The following is a 25733-nucleotide window of genomic DNA, read 5'->3' as shown; positions in this document are numbered from 1 at the left end:
GCCACTGGGCCCGCAATGAGTCCGCTGCCCTTTGCTTTTACAGCCCCAGCCGCTACATTGGATCCCCTGTGCCAGCAAAAGCTGGCACTTTTTTTCTCTCTATCTCAAAGACGGACCCCGAAAAAACTCCATCATGGACCCTTCCTCTGGTATTAGCCTCACCTCGCTATTCGCCGACTTCGGCATGATCATCTTTGCCTTACTGCTGGTGCTGCTCAACGGCTTCTTCGTTGCTGCGGAGTTCGCCATGGTCAAGCTGCGCGCTACACGCGTAGAGGCCATCGCCGAAAAGCACGGCTGGCGTGGCAACATCCTGCGCAAGGTTCACAACCAGCTCGACGCCTACCTGTCGGCATGCCAATTGGGCATTACCCTCGCCTCGCTGGGCCTGGGCTGGGTGGGTGAGCCCGCCTTCGCCCACCTGCTGGAACCATTGCTGGCCTATTTCGGCGTGGACAGCGCCGAGCTGGTCAAGGCGATCTCGTTCTTCGTCGCCTTCTTCGTCATCTCGTACCTGCACATCGTCGTCGGCGAGCTGGCCCCCAAGTCCTGGGCTATCCGCAAGCCAGAGCTGCTGTCGCTTTGGACCGCCGTGCCGCTTTACCTGTTCTACTGGGCGATGTACCCGGCCATCTACCTGCTCAATGCCAGCGCCAACACCATCCTGCGCATTGCCGGCCAGGGCGAGCCTGGCCCGCACCATGAGCACCACTACAGCCGCGAAGAACTCAAGCTGATCCTGCACTCCAGCCGTGGTCAGGACCCAAGCGACCAAGGCATGCGCGTGCTGGCCTCGGCCGTGGAAATGGGCGAGCTGGAAGTGGTCGACTGGGCCAACTCGCGTGAGGACATGATCAGCATCGACGCCCATGCGCCTCTGAAGCAGATCCTGGGCCTGGTGCGCCGCCACAAGTTCAGCCGCTACCCGGTGTACGACGCCGAGCGCGAAGAATTCACCGGCCTGCTGCACATCAAGGACCTGCTGCTGGAGCTGGCTGAGCTGGAGCACTTGCCAGAGACCATCGACCTGGAGGACCTTGCCCGGCCACTCGAACGCGTGTCGCGGCACATGCCGCTGGCACAGTTGCTGGAGCAGTTCCGTAAGGGCGGCGCGCACTTCGTGCTGGTCGAGGAAGCCGATGGCAAGGTGATCGGCTACCTGACCATGGAAGACGTGCTGGAAGTGCTGGTAGGCGACATCCAGGACGAGCACCGCAAGACCGAGCGTGGCATTCTCGCCTACCAGCCGGGCAAGCTGCTGGTGCGTGGCGACACCCCACTGTTCAAGGTCGAGCGCCTGCTGGGTATCGACCTTGACCACATCGAGGCCGAAACCCTGGCCGGGTTGATCTACGAGACGCTCAAGCGCGTGCCTGAAGAAGAGGAAGTGCTGGAGGTCGAAGGGCTGCGCATCATCATCAAGAAGATGAAAGGGCCCAAGATCGTCCTGGCCAAAGTGCTGAAGCTGGATTGATGGCCAAATCGGTCAGGGGTTGCCGGCAGTGAAATCCGGCAATCCGCTGATCGGTCTGTCGAAGCGGTAAGGTATCGATTCCAGCGCCAACCCCACATTGCGCTGCACCACAAAATGCAGGTGCGGCCCAGTGCTGTTGCCGGTATTTCCCGACTTGGCCAGCATCTGGCCCTGCCGTACCCGTTGCCCCTCCGCCACCACCACCGAACCACGCATCAGGTGAAGGTATACGCCCATGGTGCCATCCGGGTGCAAAATCCTGACAAAGTTACCCGAGGGGTTGGGGCCGCGCCCGCTCTGGCTGTTCTGCGTCTTCACCACCACCCCTTCCCGCGCTGCGATGATGGGCGTGCCTTCGGGCATGGCGATATCCATGGCGTAGCGCCCTTTGGGTCCAAAATGGCTGACGCGGCCATTGGGGCCCTGAGTGACGCGGAACGGCCCGCCAATCCACGGGAACGCATAGCGGAAGCCCTGGGGCCGTTTACCCGGGTCACCCATGGCCTGCAGCAGGGTCGAACGGTAGTTCAGCAGCAGCCCGGGCCGCCCCCTGAGCACACTTAGCATCTGCGTGGTGCGCGGCGGCAGCAGCCGGCGCACGATGCGCGGGGCATCGCCGCCTTGTGCGTTGACCAGGTTGTCCAGCCGCAACTCTACCTCTACCGGCACATGCAGCTCGTTTCGTGCCGAAAAGCTCACGCCACCGTCGAAGGTTTTCGCGTTCAGCAGTACCTGGCCTTCGAGCGTTTCGACCATGGGCTCGAGCAACACCAAGGGCTTGGCGCCGGGGCCAGGGCGATCGGAATAGGAGATGACACCGGAATCGTCGGTGATCTTGTAGAGGGTCACGCCCTGGCTCGACGCTGAGGCCATGAGCAATGCACAGAACAGCAGCAGGCGCGCGGGCATGATAGTGGCTTTTTGACAGTTATGATCTGTCGAAGCCTAGCAGCGGGTTTTACGGTAGGTATTGCAGTTGGTCGGATGGGGCAACTCGGGCTTGGGCAGAAGCAGCCTTGTGCTGCTCCTGCCCAAAGCATGGCGCGGGGCCGGGGTCAGGCACCGGGGGTGAAGTGCTTCTGCGCTGTGCCGCGGGCAATCAACCGAGACAGGTAGTCGAGCTTCTGGGCATCCTGGTCGACAAACTTGAACGTCAACTGCAACCAGTCGCTGTCAGGTTTTGGCTCCAGCGCCGCGACAGCATGGAGGTAGCCGTTCAGGCGAGCGACTTCGGCACTTTCGCCCTGCTCCAGGTCCAGCACCGCACCTTCCAGCACCTGTGGCAGCGCTTCGCTGCGGCGTACCACCAGCAGTGCCTCTTTCAGGCTCAACGCCTTGATCACGCATGGCTGCATGCCACTGGCCAGGCGCAGCTGGCCCTGGCCACGGCCGCTCGGCGCGGGGGCGGCAGGTGCGGGCGCCGCGACCAAAGGCTTGGCCGGTGCCGGTGTCGGCGCCGCCACCTTGACCGCTTCGGGCTTGCCCGCAGTCAGCGCGTTCAACGAGTCGTTGGCAAACGCCGGGTTGGCTCGCGCCGGGCCGATGGCCATCAGGCTGTCGAGCTTACCGATCTTGGTCAGGGCTTTCTTTACCTTGGTCAGCAGTTGCTCGTTGGTGAACGGCTTGCCTACAAAATCGGAAACACCCGCCTGGATCGCCTGAATGACGTTCTCCTTGTCGCCACGGCTGGTCACCATGATGAACTGCAGGTTCTTCAGTGCAGGCTGCTGACGGCACCAGGTCAGCAATTCCAAGCCAGACATTTCCGGCATTTCCCAGTCGCACAGGACCAGGTCGAACGCTTCCTTGCCGAGCATGGCCATGGCCTTGCGACCGTTGATAGCGTCGTCGATGGCCATACCCGGGAAGGCATTACGCAGACACTTGCGGACCAGATCACGGATAAACGGGGCGTCATCCACGACCAGCACATTCACTTTACTCATCGATACTCCTTTTGAATCCCGACTAGCCTACTGCCAATGATGGCCACTTGCTACAACCTGGTCACGCCGGGACTTCTTCACATCGTTCGCGGGTGCCTGCCGGCTCTCGACCGCAAACGAAAACGCCCGGCCAAGGCCGGGCGTCGATGCTCGGGAGCAACCTTACTTATCGTCAGATTCACCCGGAACATTAGCCTTTTCGCCGTTGGCGACAGCAGTGCCCTGCACTTCTGCCGTCATGCGCTTGAGGCCCATGTGGCGCACGTCGGTGCCGCGCACCAGGTAGATCACCAGTTCGGAGATGTTGCGCGCATGGTCGCCAATACGCTCCAGCGAGCGCAGCACCCAGATCACGCTCAGCACCCGCGAGATAGAGCGCGGGTCTTCCATCATGTAGGTCACCAGCTCACGCAGCGCGGTCTTGTATTCGCGGTCGATGGTCTTGTCGTACTGGGCCACCGACAGCGCCAGGTCGGCGTCGAAGCGGGCAAAGGCATCCAGCGCATCCCGGACCATGTTGCGCACCTGGTCGCCAATGTGGCGAACCTCGACATAACCACGCGGCGACTCGCCCTCTTCGCACAGCTGGATGGCGCGGCGGGCGATCTTGGTCGACTCGTCACCGATGCGTTCCAGGTCGATCACCGACTTGGAAATGCTGATGATCAGGCGCAGGTCCGAGGCCGCTGGCTGGCGGCGGGCGAGGATGCGCAAGCACTCCTCGTCGATGTTGCGCTCCATCTGGTTGATCTGCTCGTCAACCTCGCGCACCTGCTGGGCCAGACCAGAGTCGGCTTCGATCAGCGCGGTAACCGCGTCGTTGACCTGCTTTTCCACCAGCCCGCCCATGGCCAGCAGGTGGCTGCGCACCTCTTCGAGCTCGGCGTTGAACTGCTGGGAAATGTGATGGGTAAGGCTTTCTTTGTTGATCATCGTTTTGTCCTTTGGTAGCGCGGCCCTGTAGGAGCGGGTTCACCCGCGAACACCGGCAACGCCGGTGCCAGACACCGAGGTGCCTGTTTCGCGAGCGGCGCTTAGCCGTAGCGACCGGTGATGTAGTCTTCCGTCTGCTTCTTCGCCGGGTTGGTGAACAGGGTATCGGTATCACCGAATTCGACCAGTTTGCCCATGTACATGAACGCGGTGTAATCCGAAACACGCGCCGCTTGCTGCATGTTGTGGGTCACGATGACGATGGTGTACTTGGATTTCAATTCATAGATCAGTTCTTCGACCTTCAAGGTCGAGATCGGGTCCAGCGCCGAGCAGGGTTCGTCAAGCAGCAGCACCTCCGGTTCAACGGCAATGGTGCGGGCGATGACCAGACGCTGCTGCTGGCCACCGGACAGGCCCAGCGCCGACTCGTGCAGGCGGTCCTTGACCTCATCCCACAAGGCCGCGCCCTTCAACGCCCACTCGACGGCTTCATCGAGCACGCGCTTCTTGTTGATGCCCTGGATGCGCAGGCCGTAGACCACGTTCTCGTAGATGGTCTTGGGGAACGGGTTCGGCTTCTGGAACACCATGCCCACACGCCGGCGCAGTTCGGCAACGTCTTCGCCCTTGCGGTAGATATTGTTGCCGTACAGGTTGATGGCACCTTCCACACGGCAACCGTCAACCAGGTCGTTCATCCGGTTGAAGGTGCGCAGCAGGGTCGACTTGCCGCAGCCGGATGGGCCGATGAAGGCGGTCACGCGCTGCTTCGGGATGTTCATCTGCACGTCGAACAGCGCTTGCTTGTCGCCATAGAACAGGCTCAGGCCCGGCACTTCGATGGCCACGGTTTCTTCAGCCATCCGCAGGCTCTGCTTGTTGCGGCCCAGGGCAGACATGTCGATGCCATGGGTGTGGGAATCTTGCTGCATGGTCAACTCCATACGCTATCAAGTCGTTTCAAAGGGCCGCCCGGCTTACGGGCGGCACGCTTGCAATCAGGGTCAGCCGTCCAGCGCCTTGTACTTCTCGCGCAGGTGGTTGCGAATCCACACGGCAGAGAGGTTGAGGGTCGCGATCACCAGCACCAGCAGCAGCGCAGTGGCATAAACCAGCGGCCGCGCGGCTTCGACGTTCGGGCTCTGGAAGCCGACGTCATAGATGTGGAAGCCCAGGTGCATGATCTTCTGGTCCAGGTGCAGGTACGGGTAGTTTCCATCCACCGGCAGCGACGGCGCCAGCTTCACCACACCTACCAGCATCAGCGGCGCCACTTCGCCGGCGGCACGGGCCACGGCGAGGATCATGCCGGTCATCATGGCCGGGCTGGCCATGGGCAGGACGATTTTCCACAGGGTCTCGGCCTTGGTTGCGCCCAACGCCAGCGAGCCTTCACGCACGGTGCGCGGGATTCGCGCCAGGCCTTCTTCGGTGGCCACGATCACCACCGGCACCGCCAGCAATGCCAGGGTCAGCGATGCCCACAGCAGGCCCGGGGTACCCAGGGTCGGCGCCGGCAGCGCTTCGGGGAAGAACAGGCGGTCGATCGAGCCGCCCAGCACATAGACGAAGAAGCCCAGACCGAACACACCGTAGACGATCGCAGGAACACCGGCCAGGTTGTTCACCGCAATGCGGATAAGCCGGGTGACCGGGCCCTGCCTGGCGTATTCACGCAGGTACACGGCAGCCAGCACGCCGAACGGGGTAACGATCACGGCCATGATCAGGGTCATCATCACGGTACCGAAGATGGCCGGGAAGATACCGCCCTCGGTGTTGGCTTCACGCGGGTCGTCGCTGAGGAACTCCCAGACCTTGCCGAAGTAGGTGCCCAACTTGGTGAGCGCCGACATGCCGTTCGGCTGAACGGCATGCACCACCTTGCTCAGGTTGATTTCCACTTCACGGCCGTTGCCATCCCGGGCCACCAGGCTGTCGCGGGAGAACGCCTGGTGCAGGCCGGTCAGGCGGTCTTCGATAGCCTTGTAGCGGCTGTTGAGTTCGGCACGGTCGGCGTCCATGTCGGCCTGGGCGGCGGCGTCCAGCTTGCCGTCCAGCTCCAGCTTGCGCGCTTGCAAGCGCAGGCGCTCAAGGCCATGGTTGATGGCACCGATGTCCTTTTTCTCCAGCTGCTGCAGCTCGCTGTTGAGCTGGTTGGCACGCTTGAGGCGGGCCTGCAGTTCGTTCCAGGCAGCGGGGCCTTCGGCAACCACGCGGCCTTGTTCCTTGACGCTGACCAGGTAGCCATAGAAGTTGCCCCACTCGCGGCGCTCAAGGGCCATCAGGTCAGCCGGGCGCTGTTCGTCGACCAGCCAGTCGCCGACCACCCAGGTAAAGTCGCTGCCGTAGAGGTCGCGGTTACCCACCTTGATCAGCTCGCGGGTCATGAACTCCGGGCCCTGGTCAGGCACTGGCAGGCCAGCCCCCTTCAGACGAGCTCGGGGTACTTCCTCCTTCTGCACCACTTCGCCAATGACGACGTGATCGGCCTGGCCTGGCACCTTGTAGGTGGCCTGGACAAGATCGGCTGGCCAGAAGTGGCCCAGGCCGCGCACGGCGATCACCGCCAGCAGGCCGACGGTCATGATCACGGCCATGGCCACCGCGCCGCCGCTCATCCAGACGCCTGGGGCGCCGCTCTTGAACCAGCCTTTGAGGGAATCCTTTTTCACGGATCGCTACCTTTCTATCAAAGCGACGAGTATTTCTTGCGCAGACGCTGGCGAATCAGCTCGGCCAAGGTATTCATGATGAAGGTGAACATCAGCAGCACCAGGGCGGCCAGGAACAGCACGCGATAGTGGCTGCCACCGACTTCCGATTCCGGCATTTCCACAGCCACGTTGGCGGCCAGGGTGCGCATGCCCTCGAACAGGTTCATCTCCATCACCGGCGTGTTGCCGGTAGCCATCAGCACGATCATGGTCTCGCCTACCGCACGGCCCATGCCGATCATCAACGCCGAGAAGATGCCCGGGCTGGCGGTGAGGATGACCACGCGGGTCAGGGTCTGCCAAGGCGTCGCCCCCAGTGCCAGCGAGCCCAGGGTCAGACTGCGCGGCACACTGAACACGGCATCTTCGGCAATCGAATAGATGTTCGGGATGACCGCGAAGCCCATGGCGATACCGACTACCAGGGCGTTGCGCTGGTCGTAGGTGATGCCTAAATCGTTGGTGATCCACAGGCGCATGTCGCCGCCGAAGAACCAGCTTTCCAGGTGCGGGCTCATGGTCAGGGCGAACCAGCCAGTGAACAGGATGACCGGAATCAGGATCGCCGCTTCCCAACCATCCGGTACACGCAGGCGGATCGACTCCGGCAACCGGCTCCAGAAGAAGCCGGCCAGCAGGATACCGATCGGCATCAGCAGGAACAGGCTGAACACACCGGGCAGGTGGCCTTCCAGGTACGGGGCCAGGAACAGGCCAGCGAAGAAGCCGAGGATCACCGTCGGCATCGCTTCCATCAGCTCGATCACCGGCTTGACCTTGCGGCGCATGCGCGGGGCCATGAAGTAGGCGGTATAGATGGCTGCGGCAATGGCCAGCGGGGCGGCCAGGATCATGGCGTAGAACGCGGCCTTCAGGGTTCCGAAGGTCAGCGGCGACAGGCTCAGTTTGGGCTCGAAGTCAGTGTTCGACGCAGTCGATTGCCAGACGTATTTCGGCTCGTCGTAGTTCTCGTACCACACCTTGCCCCACAGCGCGCTGAACGAAATTTCCGGGTGCGGGTTGCGCAGGCTCAACGGCAACAACTTGCCGCCTTCTTCGATGATGATGCGGTTGGCGCGTGGCGACAGGGCCAGCGTGCCAGGGCCTTCGGCAGCCGGCTCTACCAGCAGGGTTCGGTGTGCAGTGCTGTGGAACACGCCCAGTTTGCCTTCGGCATCCAGGGCGATGAAGCCCTTGCGGCGCTCTTCGGCGTCGATCTGCACGATCGGCGCCTTGCCCATCTGGAAGGTACGGATCTGCTTGAAGCGCGATTCGCCATCCGGGTCACGGGCCATGAACCACTGGGCCAGCCCCCCCTTGGAGTCACCGATGATCAGCGAAATGCCGCCAACCAGCTGGGCTGTGGCAGTGATGTCGGTGTCGGCGCTATCAGACAACTTGTAACGGCCGTTGAGGCTCTTGTCGCGCAGGCTGAACACGTCGGCCGTGGCGCGGCCGTTGATCACGTACAGCCAGTGCTGGCGCGGGTCGATGAAGATATTCTTCACCGTCTCGGTCATTTGCGGCAGTTCGATGCGGTTCTGCTCGGTGGTGACCTCTTCGGTCATCATGTTTTCCGTGCGGGTCAGCTCGACCACCTGCAGATGAGCACCGGTAGAGCCGGCCAGCAGCAGGGTGTCGCCATTGACGTTGACGCTGACGTGGTCCAGCGCACGCCCTTGCTCGTCGAGCACGAACGATTGCTCGCCGTAAGGGTAGTCGATGCCAGGGGTGATGGTTTTCTTGTTGTCCGGGTAGGTGATCTTGTAGGTGTGCTGGAAAACCAGCGCCTGGCCATTGGACAGGCCCAGCACCACCAGCGCGCTGCCCGGCTGGTCAGTACTGATGGACGTGACCTGGGTGTCTGCCGGCACGGGTAGCTCGACACGCTTGAGTTCGTTACCGGTCTTGGTATCGAAGAACAATGCCTGGCCCTTGTCCGAAACACGCATCCCCACCTGATTCTGCTCTTCAAGCGCGATCATCAGTGGCCTACCGGCATCCTGCTGCAGCCAGGTCGGCTCCAGGGCTTTCTTGCTGGTCAGCTCGGCGCCCTGGAACAGTGGCAGCACCACATAAGCCAGGTAGAAGAAGATCAACGTGATTGCCGCCAATACGGCAAGCCCGCCTACCAGCACATACCAGCGGGTCAGGCGGTCCTTGAGGGCGCGCATGCGGCGCTTGCGTTGCAACTCGGGCGTATTGAAATCAATGCGCACGGGCTGGGAGTTTTGGGTCATGTTGGAATTGGCCAGATCATTCATGCGCACACCCTAGCGGTCCCGTGTGACAAAAACATTACAAAGTGGTGACGCGCGAAAGCCCGCCGCACAGGGAACCTGGCTTCGGACTGGAAATTCGTGGAAGAGACCGGGCAGTGGCACCGGCCTCTTCTTAATTACTTACTTCTTTGCAACGTTACCGGTGTGCGACAGGCCCAGGTCAGCCAGGGTCTTGTCGACGACTTTGGCCGGCAGCGGAATGTAGCCATCCTTCACCACCACCTGCTGGCCCGCTTGCGACAGCACCAGCTTGACGAACTCGGCTTCCAGCGGGGCCAGAGGCTTGTTCGGCGCCTTGTTGACGTAGACGTACAGGAAGCGCGACAGCGGGTAGGTGCCGTTCAGGGCGTTGGCTTCGTTGTCTTCAACAAACTCGCCGCCTTCTTTCTTGGCCAGGGGTACGGTCTTGACGCTGGCGGTCTTGTAACCAATACCCGAGTAGCCGATGCCGTTCAGCGAGGAGCTGATCGACTGCACGACCGAAGCCGAGCCAGGCTGTTCGTTGACGTTAGGCTTGAAGTCGCCTTTGCACAGGGCTTCTTCCTTGAAGTAACCGTAGGTGCCCGATACCGAATTGCGGCCGAACAGCTGGATTGGCTTGTTGGCCAGATCGCCCGTCACACCGACGTCACCCCAGGTCTTGATGTCGGCCTTGCCACCGCACAGGCGAGTGGAGGAGAAGATGGCGTCGACCTGAGCCATGGTCAGGCCCTTGATTGGGTTGTCCTTGTGCACGAACACGGCCAGGGCGTCGACGGCGACCGGGATGGCGGTCGGCTTGTAGCCGTACTTCTGCTCGAAGGCTTGCAGCTCGACGTCCTTCATCTTGCGGCTCATCGGGCCGAGGTTGGCGGTGCCTTCGGTCAGCGCGGGTGGCGCGGTAGAGGAGCCGGCAGCCTGGATCTGGATGTTTACGTTCGGATATTCCTTCTTGTAGGCCTCGGCCCACAGAGTCATGAGGTTCGCGAGGGTGTCGGAACCAACGCTGGAGAGGTTGCCCGAAACACCAGTGGTCTTGGTGTAGGTCGGGATCGCAGGATCGACAGCGGCTACCGCGTTGGCGGTTGCAACGCCAGCGGCGGCAAAGGTAAGGGCCGCCATCAAACGCTTCAGTTTCATGCCTTGCTCCTAGCAGGAATATTGGTGTGTTGGATGGAACGGGCCCAAGTATCGGCAGGCCGCATGAATACGATATGACTTCATTGTGACAATTGGATGAAAGGCCATCACGGGAAGCAGGTCTGGCCTCTTCGCGGCTAAAGCCGCTCCTACAGGTTTGGTGTCGGCCTTGAGGCTTGTGCAAAACCCTGTAGGAGCGGCTTTAGCCGCGAAGAGGCCAGTAGCCGAAGCGCAGATCAGCGCTTGTTGGCGAGCAGGTACAGGCCCACGGCCAGACCGACGGCGCACAGGCCTGCCACGTAGTAGGCAGGCGCCATCGGGCTCACCTTCAGCAGTGCGGTCACCACCATCGGCGTCAGCCCGCCAAAGATCGCGTAGGCCACGTTGTACGAGAACGACAGCCCGCTAAAGCGGACCACCGCCGGGAATGCCTTGACCATCACATAAGGCACCGCGCCAATCACACCCACGCACAGGCCGGTCACGGCATACAGCGGGAACAGCAACTCGGGACGGGTCGGCAGGCTATGGTAGAAGACCCAGGAGCTGGCCAGCAAAAGCAGGCTGCCGATCACGAACACCCGGCCCGCACCATAGCGGTCGGCCAGGCTGCCGGCACCAATACAGCCGAAGCTGAGCAACACGATGGCCAGGCTGTTGGCCTTGAGCGAGTCGGTCGGGCTGATGTGGTAGATGCTCTGCAGCAGCGCCGGGGTCATCAGGATGACCACCACGATGCCGGCCGAAAGCATCCAGGTCAGCAGCATCGACAGGATGATCGGACCACGGTGGTCACGCAGCACGGCGCGCAGAGGCAACTCCTCGGCCAGTGCCTTGCGTTGCTGCATTTCGGCGAACACCGGGGTTTCGTGCAGCCAGCGGCGCAGGTACACCGAGAACAGGCCGAACACACCGCCAAGCAGGAACGGGATACGCCAGGCGTAGTCAGCCACTTCTTCCGCGCTGTACACGCTGTTGATCAAGGTCGCTACCAGCGAGCCCAGCAGAATGCCGGCGGTCAGGCCGGCGGTCAGGGTGCCGCAGGCATAGCCGGTGTTGCGAGCCGGCACGTGTTCAGAGACGAACACCCATGCGCCCGGTACTTCGCCGCCGATTGCCGCGCCCTGGATCACGCGCATCAGCAACAGCAGGATCGGTGCCCACATGCCGATCTGCGCATACGTCGGCAGCAGGCCCATGATCAGGGTCGGCAGGGCCATCATGAAGATGCTCAGGGTGAACATCTTCTTGCGCCCGAGCAAGTCGCCGAAATGGGCCATGATGATGCCGCCCAGCGGCCGCGCCAGGTAGCCGGCGGCGAAGATGCCGAACGTTTGCATCAGCCGCAGCCACTCGGGCATGTCGGCCGGGAAGAACAACTTGCCCACCACCGTGGCGAAGAACACGAAGATGATGAAATCGTAGAACTCCAGCGCACCGCCCAGGGCGGACAGTGAGAGGGTCTTGTAGTCGCTGCGGGTCAGCGGCCGCGAGGGCTGCTCGATACTGCTGGGCACGGAAGTCATCGCTCGTTGTTCTCTTTGTAGGGCATGCAGGCCGCTTGGCGCGCGGCTTCTGGATTGGAGACAGGCGAAGATAGCAAATTGCCGAGCTACGCCGAAAGCGATACAAAATCCACACAGATATTCGTGAATGCGCGGTCGTCGCTGGCCGTTATGCCCTATATACTGGCAATTCGTAGGATTATGTTGCTCCTAACGTGGGATGTTGTGCGAAAACGCCGGTCACTATTGTCAGGCGGTTTCGCAGAGTTTCCCTACGGCCGCCCAGTGAAACGAAATCGGCGTAGTATGTTTCAAGCTGAATCGTTTACCCGGCCTTTGCGCCACACCAACGAAAAGCGTCACGGGTCAGAGGCCCCATCGCATGATTGAGCTCGAACAAGAAGATCCAATCCCGCAAGGCGACCTGGCCTTGCAAATCACCGCATTGCCGCGAGAAACCAACGGGTTTGGCGATATTTTCGGCGGTTGGCTGGTTGCGCAGATGGACCTGGCAGGCACGGCCATGGCCAGCCGTGTCGCCGGCGGCCGCGTAGCCACCGTCGCCATCGACCGCATGGCTTTCCTGGTGCCCGTCGCGGTCGGCGCACAGCTGTCTTTCTATACCCAGACCCTGGAAATCGGCCGCAGCTCGATCCAGATGATGGTCGAGGTGTGGAGCGACGACCCGCTGTCCAGCGAATGGCGCAAGGTCACCGAAGCGGTATTCGTCTTCGTCGCCATCGACGGCAGTGGTCGTACCCGCTCGGTGCCTCGTCGCTGAGCCACGCTGGCGGTAAACTCATTGCATCTGCCCGGGTCCAAGGCCCACTGGCAATCAATGAGAAGAACGCAATGGCTACCTTTCAGGTCGTAACCGAGCAACATGGCGAACTCAACTGCTGGCGTATCAGCAGTGACCGTGCCGAACTCCTGATCGCCCAGCAGGGCGCACAGGTCCTCAGCTACCAGCAGGTAGGCGAACCGCCGCTGCTGTGGCTGAGCGACCAGGCCATCTTCCGCCAGGGCAAGTCGGTACGCGCCGGGGTACCGGTGTGCTGGCCATGGTTTGGCAACCTGCAGCGCAACCCTCAAGCCGTCCAGGCCATGTACCAGGGAACACCGGCGCCTGCCCACGGGCTTGCGCGCACGCGTGACTGGCAATTGCTGGGTATCGAGGAAGTGGGCGAAACCCTGCGGATCGAGTTCGAACTGCCTGAAGCGCGGGGCGACCTGCCCGGTTGGCCCCATGATGTCGAGCTGAAACTGGTGGTGGAGATGGGCGCAGACCTGACACTGAGCCTGACCAGCCGCAACATGGGCAATACCCCCGTGACCATCAGCCAGGCCCTGCATAGCTACTTCGCGGTCAGCGATGTGCGCCAGACGCGGGTCGAGGGTGTCGACGGGCTGGGTTATATCGAGACCCTGGCGAACTGGGAACAGCGCCAGCAGCAAGGGGCACTGATGTTTGCCGGGGAGACGGACCGGATCTACCTGAACACCCCGCAGACCCTCAGCATCGTCGACCCGCATTGGAATCGGCGGATTACCTTGGCCAGCAGCGGCTCGCGCTCGGCGGTGATCTGGAACCCGTGGACCGAGCGGGCGAAGGAGCTGGCGGACATGGCTGACGATGGATGGCAGCGAATGCTGTGCATCGAGACGGCGAATGTGTGGGATGACCTGGTGGAGTTGAAGCCTGGGGCGAGTCATTCACTGGGCGTCCAGATCGGTTGTGAAAATATCTGAGCCCTGCTCTTTTATTACCGGCCTCTTCGCGGGCTTGCCCGCTCCCACAGGTTCTCCACAAGCCTCGAAATTGTGGGTTACCTGTGGGAGCGGGCAAGCCCGCGAAGAGGCCGGGGCAATTATCAAAGGTCTGCGTCTTCCACCACCCTCACCTTCCCCGCATCCAGCGCATAGGCCGCGTCGGCCAGGTCATTGCTGACCTTCTCCACCTTCAGCTTGCCGCTGACCCACAGCGGTGTGTAGATGTCGTCGATCTTCAACCCTTTCGGGTAGCGCACAAGCACCAGCTGGTTCGGCGGCGGTGGCGGCACATGGATGCACGCCCCCGGGTACGGCACCAGGAAGAACAACGTACTGTTGCCCTTGGCGTCACTCTCCAGCGGCACAGGGTAGCCACCTAGGCGGATATCCTTGCCATTCATGGCTGCAACGGTCTTGGTCGAGTACATCACCGCAGGCAGGCCCTTGCTCTGCTTGAGGCCACCCTTGGCGGTAAAGGTGCCCATGGCTTCCGGCGAGTTGTGGTCGATTTCAGGCATTTGTTCCAGCGCCTTCTGGTCCGACTTGGGCATCAGCTCCAGCCAGTCGGTTTCGGGCAGTTCGGCATGGGCCAGGGTACTGGCCAACAGCAAGGGGACGAGGAAAAAGGCACGCATGAAAATGCTCGGCAACTCGAATGAATTGCCGAGCATTCTAACCAGTAATCAGCGTTTCTTGATGAATCCGTAGATCACCAGCAGCACCACGGCACCGACCAGCGCGCCAAGGAAGCCCGCCGCTTGCCCAGCCTGGTATATACCCAGCGCCTGACCGCCATAGGTAGCCAACAAGGAGCCGGCAATACCCAGCAGGATGGTCATGATCCAGCCCATGCTGTCATCGCCCGGCTTGATGAAGCGGGCCAGCAGGCCGACGATGAGGCCGATGAAGATGGTTCCAATGATACCCATGGCAATCCCTCTGCAGTGAAGTTGGAACAAGCCAAAGCCTAGACGGGCTTCGGCTTGTTGCCACATTCAGAGGGCATGCCGCTTGCAGAAGTTCGATTCGAAGCCCGATCAGTTGCTGATCAGCGCCTCTACTTCGGCAATCTTGCGCTCGAGGGTGGCCATGTCAGGGCAGCGCAGGGTGGCGTGTCCTACCTTGCGGCCAACCTTGAAGGCCTTGCCGTAGTGGTGCAGGTGGCAGTCCCCGATGGCGACAACCTTGTCCACGGCCGGCACTTCACCGATGAAGTTGAGCATCGCGCTCTCGCCCACCTTGGCGGTCGAGCCAAGTGGCAGGCCGGCCACGGCACGCAGATGGTTCTCGAACTGGCTGCACTCGGCGCCTTCGATGGTCCAGTGCCCGGAGTTGTGCACGCGCGGGGCGATTTCGTTGGCCTTCAAGCCACCATCAACTTCGAAGAACTCGAAGGCCATCACGCCAACGTAATCCAGCTTCTGCAACACGCGGCCGACGTAATCTTCGGCCAGAGCCTGCAGCGGGTGTGCCTGGCTGGCCACCGACAAGCGCAGGATGCCGCTCTCGTGGGTGTTGTGCACCAGCGGGTAGAAGCGGGTTTCGCCATCGCGGCCACGCACGGCCACCAGCGACACTTCGCCAGTGAACGGCACGAAGCCTTCCAGCAGGCATGGCACGCTGCCCAGCTCGGCGAAGGTACCCACCACGTCTTCTGGCGTGCGCAGCACCTTCTGGCCCTTGCCGTCGTAACCCAGGGTGCGGGTTTTCAGCACGGCCGGCAGGCCGATGCTGGCCACTGCGGCGTCCAGATCGGACTGCGAGAGGATGTCGGCGAAGGCCGGGGTGGGGATGCCCAGGTCGCGGAACATGCTCTTTTCGAACAGGCGGTCACGGGCGATGCGCAGCGATTCGGCGCTGGGATATACCGGCACGAACTGCGAGAGGAAGGCCACGGTCTCGGCCGGGACGCTTTCGAACTCGAAGGTGACCAGGTCGACTTCGTCGGCCAGCTGACGCAGGTGGTCCTGATCGCCGTAGTCGGCACGCAGGTGCTCGCCCAGGGGCGCAGCGCAGGCGTCCGGTGCCGGGTCGAGGAAGGCGAAGTTCATGCCCAGCGGGGTACCCGCCAGGGCCAGCATGCGGCCCAGCTGGCCGCCACCGATTACACCGATCTTCATGGGTTGAGCCTCAAGCCTGGCGCGGGTCTGGGTTGTCCAGCACAGTGTCGGTCTGTTCCGTGCGGAACTGCTTCAACGCCGCGTGGTACTGCGGGTACTTGGCGCCCAGAATGCTGGCCGACAACAGGGCAGCGTTGACCGCACCGGCACGGCCGATGGCCAGGGTGGCAACCGGTACACCGGCAGGCATCTGCACGATCGACAGCAGCGAATCGACGCCCGACAGCATCGACGACTGCACCGGCACGCCCAGCACCGGCAGGTGGGTCTTGGCGGCGCACATGCCTGGCAGGTGGGCTGCGCCACCGGCACCGGCGATGATCACCTCGATGCCACGGCCCTCAGCCTCCTCGGCATACTGGAACAGCAGATCCGGGGTGCGGTGGGCGGAAACCACCTTCACTTCGTAGGGAATGCCGAGTTTTTCCAGCATATCGGCGGTGTGGCTAAGGGTGGACCAATCGGACTTGGAGCCCATGATCACGCCAACCAGTGCACTCATCGTCGAGCCTCTCCTGCAAGCGCCTTCTGGCGCGCTAAAAGCAACAAGCCACGCAGGTGGGCCGGCGTGGCTTGTCATACGGATTCTGAATCGACCAGGTCGGCCGAAGGCGCGGGATTGTAACGTATTTAAAGGCTGGCCGCCCACCCCTACAAGCACATGCCGGATCAAAGGGCAAGCTGTCTCGTGGGACAACTTTTTCCTGCTGCCTCGGGGTCGACGAGTGCTGCACGCTCGCAGCCCTTAACTCGCGCACTTTGGTACGTCTACATGAAAACTCCATGCTTTTTCGCACTTTCGTTTGGCCTGGTACTCAGCTTGCAATTGCCAAGTGCTTCGGCGGCCCACTCGCTCACCGTCACCGTCTATGTGCACGACGACCTGGCCGATATGCACGACGGGCAATTGAACGAAGACTTCTTCCAGCATTGGCTGAACGAAATGCGCCGTTTCAGCCAACATCCCATCGAAGTGATATTTCAACGCAATGTAAAACACATAACCGATATTGCTTATGCAGGAATGCCGTCCGAAAAGCTCCTGGAAGCTTTCAGCCAGCAGGTGTATGCACAACAGCGACACCGGCTCTACTCACTCATGGACAAACATCTCCTGCTCACTCGCAACAGCTACGATCATAGCGGCCTGAACTACAACGCCGGCTTGGCCTATTTCAAGCAGAAAACGGCCATTGCCTCTGTGGCCGCATACGGTGCTGCCGCTCATGAAATTGGCCATCTGCTAGGCGCCACGCATGAAGACGCCGAACTGAAGTTCAATGGCTGGGTGTGCGAAACGTACACGCACCCCCGTGTACCGGCACGATCCAACTGCTACCGCTACAGCGACAGGAATCGTGCAAATATCACTGATTACCTGACATACAACTCAAATTGACGCTTCACCTTGTGCGCCAGACGACTCCAGCTTGCGCCATAGCAAGCGGACGTTAGCCTTACGCACCAAAGCACAGCGGTACAGGCGGATTTCCAGCGGCACATGCCATTGGCTACCGCCGCAGATCGCCAGTTCACCGCGTTCGAGCTCGCCACGCATCGACAGGCGCGGCACCCAAGCGATGCCCATGCCCTCCAGGGCCATGCTCTTGAGGCTGTCGGCCATGGCGGTTTCGTAGACGGTGGTATAACGCAGGTTGCGCTGGCGCAACAGCAAGTTGACCGAGCGGCCGAGGAATGCGCCGGCGGTGTAGGCTAGCAACGGCACACTGCCCTCGCCCTCCAGGTCGAACAACGGCTTGCCATCGGCATCCACGGCGCACACCGGCAGCATTTCAGTGGTGCCCATGTGCAGCGACGGGAAGATCTCGGCATCCATCTGCAAGGCCGCGTCCGGGTCATAGAACGCCAGCATCAGGTCGCAGCCGCCTTCGCGCAGTGCATGCACAGCATCTCCGACGTTAGTCGCAACCAGGCGGGTGGCGATGTTCAAACCGTCGTTGCGCAGCTGGGCCACCCAACGGGGGAAGAAACCCGACGCCAAGGAGTGTGCCGCAGCTACCTGCACCACTTCGCCCTGCCCGCCTTCCAAGTGATGCAAATGGCGGAGAATTTCGCTCAACTGGTCGACAACAGTACGCGCTGTGACGAGAAATAGCTGACCTGCCTCGGTCAGCTCGATGGGTGTGCGAGAGCGGTTCACCAGTTGCAGGCCTAACGCCGCCTCAAGGCTGCGAATGCGCCGGCTGAAGGCCGGTTGGGTCACGAAACGCCGCTCTGCGGCCTGGGAAAAACTGCGGGTAGCGGCCAGAGCACTGAAGTCTTCCAGCCATTTGCTTTCAAGGTTCACGAAGCACATCTCCCGGCGCGCACCAAAATGGAACACGCTCGAATATCAATTGGCGTCACATGAAACACTATGCCGTTTGTGCATAGGTTAGCGTGCAATAGCATTGGCCGCAAAAACACCTTCAGGCCTAGGATTGGCGCCATTCCGGCATGTGCCGGGTCAAAATCGAGATGATATACATCATGTCCTCTGCTGCATCGTTCCGCGTCGAAAAAGACTTGTTGGGTACCCTTGAAGTTCCTGCAGATGCCTACTACGGCATCCAGACCCTGCGCGCTGCCAACAACTTCCACCTCTCCGGTGTTCCGCTGTCGCACTACCCGAAGCTGGTCGTGGCCCTGGCCATGGTCAAGCAGGCCGCTGCCGACGCCAACCGTGAGCTGGGTCACCTGAGCGATGCCAAGCACGCTGCCATTTCCGCAGCCTGCGCCCGCCTGATCAAAGGCGATTTCCACGACCAGTTCGTGGTAGACATGATCCAGGGCGGTGCTGGTACTTCTACCAACATGAACGCCAACGAAGTCATTGCCAACGTTGCGCTGGAGGCCATGGGCCACCAGAAGGGTGAGTACCAGTACCTGCACCCTAACAACGACGTGAACATGGCGCAGTCGACCAACGACGCCTACCCGACCGCAATCCGCCTGGGCCTGTTGCTGGGTCACGACGCGCTGCTGGCCAGCCTTGATAGCCTGATCCAGGCCTTCGCTGCCAAGGGTAAAGAATTCGACCACGTACTGAAGATGGGCCGTACCCAGCTGCAGGACGCCGTACCGATGACCCTGGGCCAGGAATTCCGCGCCTTCGCCACCACCATGACTGAAGACCTGCAGCGCCTGCGCTCGCTGGCTCCGGAACTGCTGACCGAAATCAACCTGGGCGGTACCGCCATCGGTACTGGCATCAACGCCGACCCTGGCTACCAGGCCTTGGCCGTACAGCGCCTGGCCACCATCAGCGGCCACCCGCTGGTACCGGCTGCCGACCTGATCGAAGCCACCTCCGACATGGGCGCCTTCGTGCTGTTCTCCGGCATGCTCAAGCGCACCGCGGTCAAGCTGTCGAAGATCTGCAACGACCTGCGCCTGCTGTCCAGCGGCCCGCGCACCGGCATCAACGAGATCAACCTGCCAGCGCGTCAGCCAGGCAGCTCGATCATGCCAGGCAAGGTCAACCCGGTTATTCCAGAAGCTGTGAACCAAGTGGCCTTCGCCATCATGGGCAACGACCTGGCCCTGACCGTCGCCGCCGAAGGTGGCCAGCTGCAGCTGAACGTAATGGAGCCGCTGATCGCCTACAAGATCTTCGACTCGATCCGCCTGCTGCAACGCGCCATGGACATGCTGCGCGAGCACTGCATCGTCGGCATCACCGCCAACGAACAGCGCTGCCGTGAACTGGTCGAGCACTCGATCGGCCTGGTTACCGCACTGAACCCGTACATCGGCTACGAGAACGCCACCCGTATCGCCCGCGTTGCCCTGGAAAGCGGCCGCGGCGTACTGGAACTGGTGCGCGAAGAGAAGCTGCTGGACGACGCGATGCTCGACGACATCCTGCGTCCGGAAAACATGATCGCTCCACGTCTGGTTCCGCTGAAGGCGTAATCAGGCCGCTGTAAACAGTCTCACCAGGTCGAGGGACTAGACACCTCTCAACCTTTCCAAGGCCCGAGCGCTTGCTTCGGGCCTTTTTTTTGCCTGAAGGTTTTAGAGGGCGCTTTGCAGGCCTTTGCGACACCCGGCGCGCCGGCAGGGTATGTGGTTTGCCTGCAGCCTCGGATATCGGCACACAACTTGCTCCATAATGCGTCCCAGTCCAACGGGATTACCCAGCATGCTGCACAGCCACCTGACCACCCTCAACGCAGTTTCGCTGATCCTCAACGTCTTCCAGGCAGACGGTTGCGAGGCGTCGGCGTTGCTGGCCGGCAGCGGCATTGGCCCGGCAGACCTGGGGCATGCCGATGCGCGCATCACCACCCAGCAGGAGCTGCAGGTTTGCGCCAATGCTGTGGCCCGGCGCGAGGACATTGGCCTGGAACTGGGCCAGCGCATGCGCGTGTCGTGCTACGGCATGCTCGGTTACGCGCTGCTCTCCAGTGCCACTTTGGGTGACGCCCTACGCCTGGCGCTGCAGTATCCGGCACTGCTGGGAACAGTCTTCAAGCTGCGCTTGCTCGACGACGGCCAACGTGTCTGGTTCAGCGCCAGCGATTACCAGGACAGCCCGGCGCTGAGCGCTTTCAACGCCGAGTTCTGCCTGGTGTCGCTGAAAGTCATCTGTGACGACCTGCTTGGCCGCCCGTTGCCGCTGCTTGGCGCACGCTTCGAACACCCTCGCCCTGGTTACCACGCGCTCTATGCCGGAGCGTTTCAATGCCCGATCGGTTTCGCCGCCGAGGACAATGCCTTTGCCTTCGAACGGCGATGGCTGGATATGCCGCTGCCGCTGGCCGACCCGATTACTCACAAAGCCATGAGCGAGCGCTGCCGGCGCCTGAACCTTGAATTCACCGGTCGCCAGGCATGGCTGGGACGGATTCGCCAGCTGCTGGCGCAGCAACTGGACGCAGCGCCCGGGCTGGAAGGGCTTGCGCGGCAGATGAACTGCTCTTCGCGCACCCTGCGCCGGCATTTGCAGGCGCTGGGCAGCAGTTATCAACAGCTGCTGGACGAGCTGAGGTTCGAGCGGGCCAAGCAGTTGCTGGCCGATGAACAGATGCCGATCTACCGGATTGCGGAGACTTTGGGGTTCAGTGAGACGGCCAGTTTTCGGCATGCCTTCCAGCGCTGGAGTGGCGTGGCGCCCAGCCATTTTCGTGGTTGACCTGTTCTGGCCTCTTCGCGGGTAAACCCGCTCCAACAGGGGTGTCACAACCCCTGACGCCCTGGTGGCCATTGTAGGAGCGGGTTCACCCGCGAAAGGGCCGGGCCTGCCTGCCAATGTCCAAAGGCTGTTCACCGTCGCCGCCACTACCTTACCCGCGAAAAGGCCGGATAGGTCACCACCCATCCGCCCAAAGACCTTGGCCATATCGATCCCCTTTTGGCCGTTTGCGTCGTTCTCCCCTGCTGATCAGCCCATGACAATGGACCCACGCCAGTCCCACCGGAGAACAACAATGCTGACGATCTATTCCGATGACCACCGCCTGCACCACGGCCGCTGCGAGCTGATCGATGGCAAGCTGATGCCCTGTTTCGAAATGCCTTCGCGCGCCGACCATGTGCTCGACCAGGTGAAAAAACGCAACCTTGGCGACATCCAGGGCCCGACCGACTTCGGCCGTGCGCCGTTGCTGCGCATTCACAGCGCCGATTACCTGGATTTCTTCGAAGGCGCCTGGGCCCGCTGGGCTGCACTGGGCCACGAGGGTGACCTGCTGCCCTTCACCTGGCCGGCCCGCACACTGCGCCAGGTCAAGCCGACCGGCCTGCATGGCGAACTGGGTTACTACAGTTTCGATGCCGGCGCCCCCATCACCGCGGGTACCTGGCAGGCGGCCTACAGTGCTGCGCAAGTTGCCCTGACCGCCCAGGCAGCGATTCAGCAAGGCGCCCATGCCGCGTTCGCCCTGTGCCGTCCGCCAGGGCACCACGCTGCCGGCGAAGTGATGGGCGGCTACTGCTATCTGAATAATGCCGCCATCGCCGCCCAGGCCTTCCTCGACCAAGGCCGACGCAAGGTCGCCATCCTTGACGTCGACTACCACCACGGCAACGGTACGCAGGACATCTTCTACAACCGCGACGACGTGCTCTTCGCCTCGATCCACGGCGACCCGCAGGACGAATTCCCGTTCTTCCTCGGCTATGCCGATGAAACCGGCGAAGGCGCAGGCCAGGGCTACAACATCAACTACCCCTTGCCCGCCGGTAGCGACTGGGCCGCCTGGAGCGCAGCCCTGGAGGATGCCTGCAAGCGCATCGCCAGCTATGACGCCGACGTGCTGGTCATCTCCCTGGGTGTGGACACCTTCAAGGATGACCCCATCTCGCAGTTCAAGCTGGACAGCCCGGACTACCTGGAAATGGGCAAGCGCATCGGCCAACTCGGCAAGCCGACCCTGTTCGTGATGGAAGGCGGCTACGCTGTGGAAGAAATCGGCATCAACGCGGTCAATGTGCTGGAAGGCTTCCAGCGCGCCCAGTCAGGAGCCCGATAATGGTCCGACTCAAACGTCTGCTCGCCCCATTCATCGCTGCCACCCTGTTCGCAGGCGCCCTGCATGCGCAAGCCGAGCAGCGCACCCTGCGTGTATATAACTGGTTCGATTACATCACCCCGCAGACCTTGACTGCCTTCCAGAAGGACAGCGGCGTGAAGCTGGTGTACGACATCTTCGACACCAACGAGGCGCTGGAAGCCAAGCTGCTGACCGGCAACTCCGGCTATGACGTGGTAGTACCGTCCAACGTGTTCCTCGCCAAGCAGATCGAAGCAGGGGTGTTCCAGCCGCTGGATCGCAGCAAGCTGCCGAACTGGCAACACCTGGACCCGGCACTGATGAAGCTGATCGAAGCTAACGACCCGGGCAACAAGTTTGCCGTGCCGTATATGTACGGCACCGTGCTGATCGGCTTCAACCCGGCCAAGGTCAAGGCTGCACTCGGCGACAACGCGCCGGTGGACAGCTGGGACCTGATCTTCAAGGAAGAGAACATCGCCAAGCTCAAGCAGTGCGGCGTGGCCCTGCTCGACTCGCCGTCGGAGATTCTACCGCTGGCGCTGCAGTACCTGGGCTTGCCGCCGAACAGCGACAAACCGGCGGACTACAAGAAGGCCGAGGAACTGATGCTGAAGATTCGTCCGCATATCACCTACTTCCACTCCTCGAAGTACATGGCAGACATCGCCAATGGCGACATCTGTGTGGCAGTGGGCTACAGCGGCAGCTTCTCGCAGGCAGCCAACCGCGCCCGTGAGGCGAACAACGGCGTGGTGGTGGACATGCGCCTGCCCAAGGAAGGCGCACCGATCTGGTTCGACATGCTGGCGATTCCAAAGGGCGCTGCGAACCCGGAGGATGCGCATACGTTCATCAATTACCTGCTGCGGCCAGAGGTGATTGCGCCGATCAGCGACTTCGTGGGGTATCCGAACCCGAACAAGGATGCGACCGACAAGGTGAATCCGACGATTCGCAACAACCCCAACCTGTATCCGACGGCAGAGGCGATGGCCAAGCTGTATACCCTCAAGCCTTTGACGCGAAATGCCGAACGGGCCAGGACCCGCGCCTGGACGCGGATAAAGTCCGGTACGTGATGTTGAACCGGGGGCTGCTTTGCAGCCCCCCTTCATTTTCTCCAGACTTTGCGTAATTTCATCAAGGCTTCGGCTATCTCGCCCTCCGGCACCGCCGCGAAGCCCAGCACCAGACCCGCCCGCTTATCCACAGGCACCTCGCAGTCCGCCAACCAGAAATTGCTCAGTGGCGTCACTTCCACTCCCACCGCCTCAGCCTTGGCCACCAACTCCTGCTCCCGAGCAAAGTTATCCACATCGACCTTCACATGCAGCCCAGCCGCCACTTCCGGCATTGCACCCAACCCCGGAATATCCACAGGCCAACCGGCCTTGAGCACATCGCGCCGCTTCAATGCCGCCTTGCGCATACGGCGGATATGCCGCTGAAAATGTCCACGGGCCATGAACTCGGCCATCACGCACTGGCTGCTGACCTCCGAATGCCGCACCGCTATAGCTCTGCCCTGGCTGAAGGCCTGCACCAGTTTCGACGGAAGCACCAGGTAGCCTAGACGCAACGCCGGGAAGGCGATCTTGCCGAAGGTGCCGACATACAGCACCCGCCCGTGCCGGTCGAGCGATGCCAGCGGGGCCAGCGGCGCACCGCTGTAGCGATATTCGCCGTCGTAGTCGTCCTCGATGATCCAGCCGTCACTGCGTTCAGCCCAGGCAAGCAATGCCAGGCGACGTGCAAGGCTCATGGTCACCCCTGTCGGGTATTGGTGTGCAGGCGTGACATAGGTCAGTCGGCAATCGGTCAACTGTTCCAGCCGGCCGCAGTCCAGCCCGTCTTCATCCACAGGCACGCCACACACCCGGCCGCCCGCTAGCGTGAAGGCATGAGCGGCCGCCCGATAGCCTGGGTTTTCCACAGCCACACCGTCGCCCGGTTGCAGCAGCAGCTGTGCACAAAGGCTGATGGCCTGCTGCGCACCGCTTGTGATCACAATTTGTTCAGCCGTACAGCTCAGCCCCCGCGAGCGGCGTAGATAGGCCGCTATCAGATCGCGCAAAGCCGGCTCGCCAGCGGGGTCACCATAGCCCAGTTGTGCAGGCGATGGGTTGCGCCAGAAACCCGCCTGTAGCTTGGCCCAGACGTCAAACGGGAACAGGTCGAATGCTGGAATACCAACGCGAAAAGCACGCGGCGCACCGCTTCTGGGCGGTGGCAAATGGTTGTTTTTCAGGCGCTGCAGAGGCGCGCTGATAAGCCTCCCGCTGGATAAATCCTCAGTATTTTCTTCACGAAATGTGGATAAACCTGTTGATAAGCCCAGGGATAACCCTGTGGATACTTGTGTGGACAGTTTTGGCAGCCGGCTAACGTAGGTGCCATCACCGACCCTGCTTTCGATGAAGCCCTCGGCATACAGTTGATCGTACGCGCGCACCACGCTGTTGCGTGAAAGAGCCAACATGGCAGCCAAGTCGCGCGTAGCCGGCAGACGAGTACCACTGCTCAGGCGCCCATCCAGTACCCGCGCTCGCAACGCCTGATATAGCTGCTGGCTAAGCCCGCGGCTGCGATCCAGGGCGATCCCGGCAGGGTCGAAAGGCAGTATGAGGGGCGACTCGCGCATGATATTGGACCTATGAAAACAGGCATTAATGGATCTTACCCAGAACCAATAGCCTGCCTAGGATGGAACCATTCGACAAGGATCCCGCCATGTACAACAGTAAGCCGCACCAGGAACACGACCTCACCCGCTTGCACCAGCACATGCTAGACACCCGCCTGGCCGTTCTGGTCAGCCAGGGCGAACAGGGCCTTCTGGCCACGCACCTGCCGGTGCTGGTCGATACCGCCGAGGGCGATTTCGGCACCGTGTATGCCCACCTGGCCCGGGCCAACCGCCAATGGCAAGACCTGCAGCACGGCGGCGAAGCACTGCTGGTATTCCCCGGCGCCGATGCCTATGTCAGCCCCGGCTATTACCCAAGCAAGGCCGAAAACCCCAAGGTGGTGCCAACCTGGAACTACCTGGCGGTGCACGCTTATGGCCCGGCCGAAGTTATCCATGAGGCCGAGCCGCTACTGGCTATCGTAAGCCGCCTGACCGACCGCCACGAACAGGGTCGCAGCGAACCATGGAAAGTCACCGACGCCCCTGCCGACTACATCGAGGGCATGCTCCGCGCCATCGTCGGCATCCGCCTGCCCATCGCGCGCCTGCAAGGTGCGCGCAAGCTCAGCCAGAACCGCTCCGGGCAAGACATCGCTGGTGTGCGCGAAGGCCTGAGCGCCAGCCCCGATCAACTGGACAATCAACTCGCGGCGCACATGCGCCAACTCTGAAGGA

Annotated in this window: 23 protein-coding genes; 9 read left to right on the top strand and 14 right to left on the bottom strand. The window is 61.8% G+C overall.

Translation table 11 applies throughout. The features are described from left to right. Positions 1-133 precede the first annotated feature (133 nt). Positions 134-1474, top strand: a complete 1341-nt coding sequence (locus C4Q27_RS12190) for a hemolysin family protein (protein WP_104886899.1) — start codon at positions 134-136, stop codon at positions 1472-1474. Positions 1475-1486: 12 nt separating this feature from the next. Here the strand turns inward: C4Q27_RS12190 and C4Q27_RS12185 are convergent, their stop codons facing one another. The 8 genes from C4Q27_RS12185 to C4Q27_RS12150 form a co-directional block, all read right to left on the bottom strand. Next, positions 1487-2383, bottom strand: coding sequence for a peptidoglycan DD-metalloendopeptidase family protein (locus tag C4Q27_RS12185; RefSeq protein WP_010955815.1), 897 nt, complete (start codon positions 2381-2383; stop codon positions 1487-1489). Between the two features lie 146 nt (positions 2384-2529). Further along, positions 2530-3420, bottom strand: coding sequence for a response regulator (locus C4Q27_RS12180; RefSeq protein WP_010955816.1), 891 nt, complete (start codon positions 3418-3420; stop codon positions 2530-2532). Positions 3421-3582: 162 nt separating this feature from the next. Continuing rightward, the gene (gene phoU / locus C4Q27_RS12175; RefSeq protein ID WP_003253329.1) at positions 3583-4353 is read right to left on the bottom strand and encodes a phosphate signaling complex protein PhoU; all 771 of its coding nucleotides are present in this window, start codon (positions 4351-4353) and stop codon (positions 3583-3585) included. Positions 4354-4454: 101 nt separating this feature from the next. Continuing rightward, positions 4455-5288 (bottom strand): phosphate ABC transporter ATP-binding protein PstB, encoded by an 834-nt coding sequence (pstB, locus tag C4Q27_RS12170; protein WP_003253327.1) that lies wholly within the window; start codon positions 5286-5288, stop codon positions 4455-4457. Between the two features lie 72 nt (positions 5289-5360). Next, complete coding sequence (gene pstA / locus C4Q27_RS12165; protein ID WP_177410036.1) at positions 5361-6977, bottom strand: phosphate ABC transporter permease PstA; 1617 nt, start codon at positions 6975-6977, stop codon at positions 5361-5363. Between the two features lie 71 nt (positions 6978-7048). Beyond that, the gene (locus tag C4Q27_RS12160) at positions 7049-9337 is read right to left on the bottom strand and encodes an ABC transporter permease subunit (protein ID WP_104886898.1); all 2289 of its coding nucleotides are present in this window, start codon (positions 9335-9337) and stop codon (positions 7049-7051) included. A gap of 138 nt (positions 9338-9475) precedes the next feature. Beyond that, positions 9476-10474, bottom strand: coding sequence for a phosphate ABC transporter substrate-binding protein PstS (locus C4Q27_RS12155; RefSeq protein WP_010955820.1), 999 nt, complete (start codon positions 10472-10474; stop codon positions 9476-9478). A gap of 236 nt (positions 10475-10710) precedes the next feature. Beyond that, the gene (locus C4Q27_RS12150) at positions 10711-12000 is read right to left on the bottom strand and encodes an MFS transporter (protein ID WP_014592874.1); all 1290 of its coding nucleotides are present in this window, start codon (positions 11998-12000) and stop codon (positions 10711-10713) included. Between the two features lie 361 nt (positions 12001-12361). Between C4Q27_RS12150 and C4Q27_RS12145 the strand changes: the two genes are divergently transcribed. Beyond that, positions 12362-12760, top strand: coding sequence for an acyl-CoA thioesterase (locus C4Q27_RS12145; RefSeq protein ID WP_003253317.1), 399 nt, complete (start codon positions 12362-12364; stop codon positions 12758-12760). Positions 12761-12831: 71 nt separating this feature from the next. Beyond that, positions 12832-13728 (top strand): D-hexose-6-phosphate mutarotase, encoded by an 897-nt coding sequence (locus tag C4Q27_RS12140; protein WP_104886897.1) that lies wholly within the window; start codon positions 12832-12834, stop codon positions 13726-13728. A 122-nt stretch (positions 13729-13850) separates the two neighbouring features. On the opposite strand, the gene C4Q27_RS12135 is transcribed toward C4Q27_RS12140, so the two are convergent. The 4 genes from C4Q27_RS12135 to purE form a co-directional block, all read right to left on the bottom strand. Then, positions 13851-14384: a DUF3299 domain-containing protein gene (locus tag C4Q27_RS12135; protein ID WP_177410004.1), complete on the bottom strand. Its 534-nt coding sequence runs from the start codon at positions 14382-14384 to the stop codon at positions 13851-13853. A 48-nt stretch (positions 14385-14432) separates the two neighbouring features. Beyond that, positions 14433-14678, bottom strand: coding sequence for a GlsB/YeaQ/YmgE family stress response membrane protein (locus C4Q27_RS12130; RefSeq protein WP_003253308.1), 246 nt, complete (start codon positions 14676-14678; stop codon positions 14433-14435). 108 nt (positions 14679-14786) lie between these two features. Further along, positions 14787-15869, bottom strand: coding sequence for a 5-(carboxyamino)imidazole ribonucleotide synthase (locus C4Q27_RS12125; protein WP_104886896.1), 1083 nt, complete (start codon positions 15867-15869; stop codon positions 14787-14789). A gap of 10 nt (positions 15870-15879) precedes the next feature. After that, positions 15880-16371, bottom strand: a complete 492-nt coding sequence (purE, locus tag C4Q27_RS12120) for a 5-(carboxyamino)imidazole ribonucleotide mutase (RefSeq protein ID WP_003253304.1) — start codon at positions 16369-16371, stop codon at positions 15880-15882. Between the two features lie 270 nt (positions 16372-16641). Here purE and C4Q27_RS12115 point away from each other — a divergent pair, with 270 nt between their 5' ends. Continuing rightward, a complete protein-coding gene (locus C4Q27_RS12115) occupies positions 16642-17268 on the top strand; it encodes a zinc-dependent metalloprotease family protein (RefSeq protein WP_003253301.1) in 627 nt (208 codons plus the stop codon). Here the strand turns inward: C4Q27_RS12115 and C4Q27_RS12110 are convergent. After that, positions 17260-18177 carry a LysR substrate-binding domain-containing protein gene (locus C4Q27_RS12110; protein ID WP_003253299.1) on the bottom strand — a complete coding sequence of 306 codons (918 nt, stop codon included), beginning with the start codon at positions 18175-18177 and terminating at the stop codon, positions 17260-17262. The genes C4Q27_RS12115 and C4Q27_RS12110 overlap by 9 nt on opposite strands. Positions 18178-18359: 182 nt before the next feature. Here C4Q27_RS12110 and aspA point away from each other — a divergent pair, with 182 nt between their 5' ends. The 4 genes from aspA (at position 18360) to C4Q27_RS12090 (ending at position 23448) form a co-directional block, all read left to right on the top strand. After that, entirely contained in the window at positions 18360-19784 is a 1425-nt protein-coding gene (gene aspA, locus C4Q27_RS12105) for an aspartate ammonia-lyase (RefSeq protein ID WP_029380744.1), read from the top strand. 229 nt (positions 19785-20013) lie between these two features. Continuing rightward, entirely contained in the window at positions 20014-21006 is a 993-nt protein-coding gene (locus C4Q27_RS12100; protein WP_020191297.1) for an AraC family transcriptional regulator, read from the top strand. Between the two features lie 295 nt (positions 21007-21301). After that, entirely contained in the window at positions 21302-22345 is a 1044-nt protein-coding gene (locus tag C4Q27_RS12095) for a histone deacetylase family protein (RefSeq protein WP_064491875.1), read from the top strand. Beyond that, a complete protein-coding gene (locus tag C4Q27_RS12090) occupies positions 22345-23448 on the top strand; it encodes a polyamine ABC transporter substrate-binding protein (RefSeq protein ID WP_010955830.1) in 1104 nt (367 codons plus the stop codon). The genes C4Q27_RS12095 and C4Q27_RS12090 overlap by 1 nt, the downstream gene beginning before the upstream one ends. 32 nt (positions 23449-23480) lie before the next feature. On the opposite strand, the gene C4Q27_RS12085 is transcribed toward C4Q27_RS12090, so the two are convergent. Next, positions 23481-25010, bottom strand: coding sequence for a PLP-dependent aminotransferase family protein (locus C4Q27_RS12085; protein ID WP_104886895.1), 1530 nt, complete (start codon positions 25008-25010; stop codon positions 23481-23483). Between the two features lie 89 nt (positions 25011-25099). Here C4Q27_RS12085 and C4Q27_RS12080 point away from each other — a divergent pair, with 89 nt between their 5' ends. Beyond that, positions 25100-25729, top strand: a complete 630-nt coding sequence (locus C4Q27_RS12080) for an FMN-binding negative transcriptional regulator (RefSeq protein WP_010955832.1) — start codon at positions 25100-25102, stop codon at positions 25727-25729. Positions 25730-25733: the final 4 nt, after the last annotated feature.

The sequence above is a fragment of the Pseudomonas sp. SWI36 genome (genome assembly GCF_002948105.1).
GTDB lineage: Bacteria > Pseudomonadota > Gammaproteobacteria > Pseudomonadales > Pseudomonadaceae > Aquipseudomonas > Aquipseudomonas alloputida.
The sequence above is the reverse complement of the archived record's forward strand: the minus strand, read 5'-3'. Positions and strand labels throughout refer to the sequence as shown.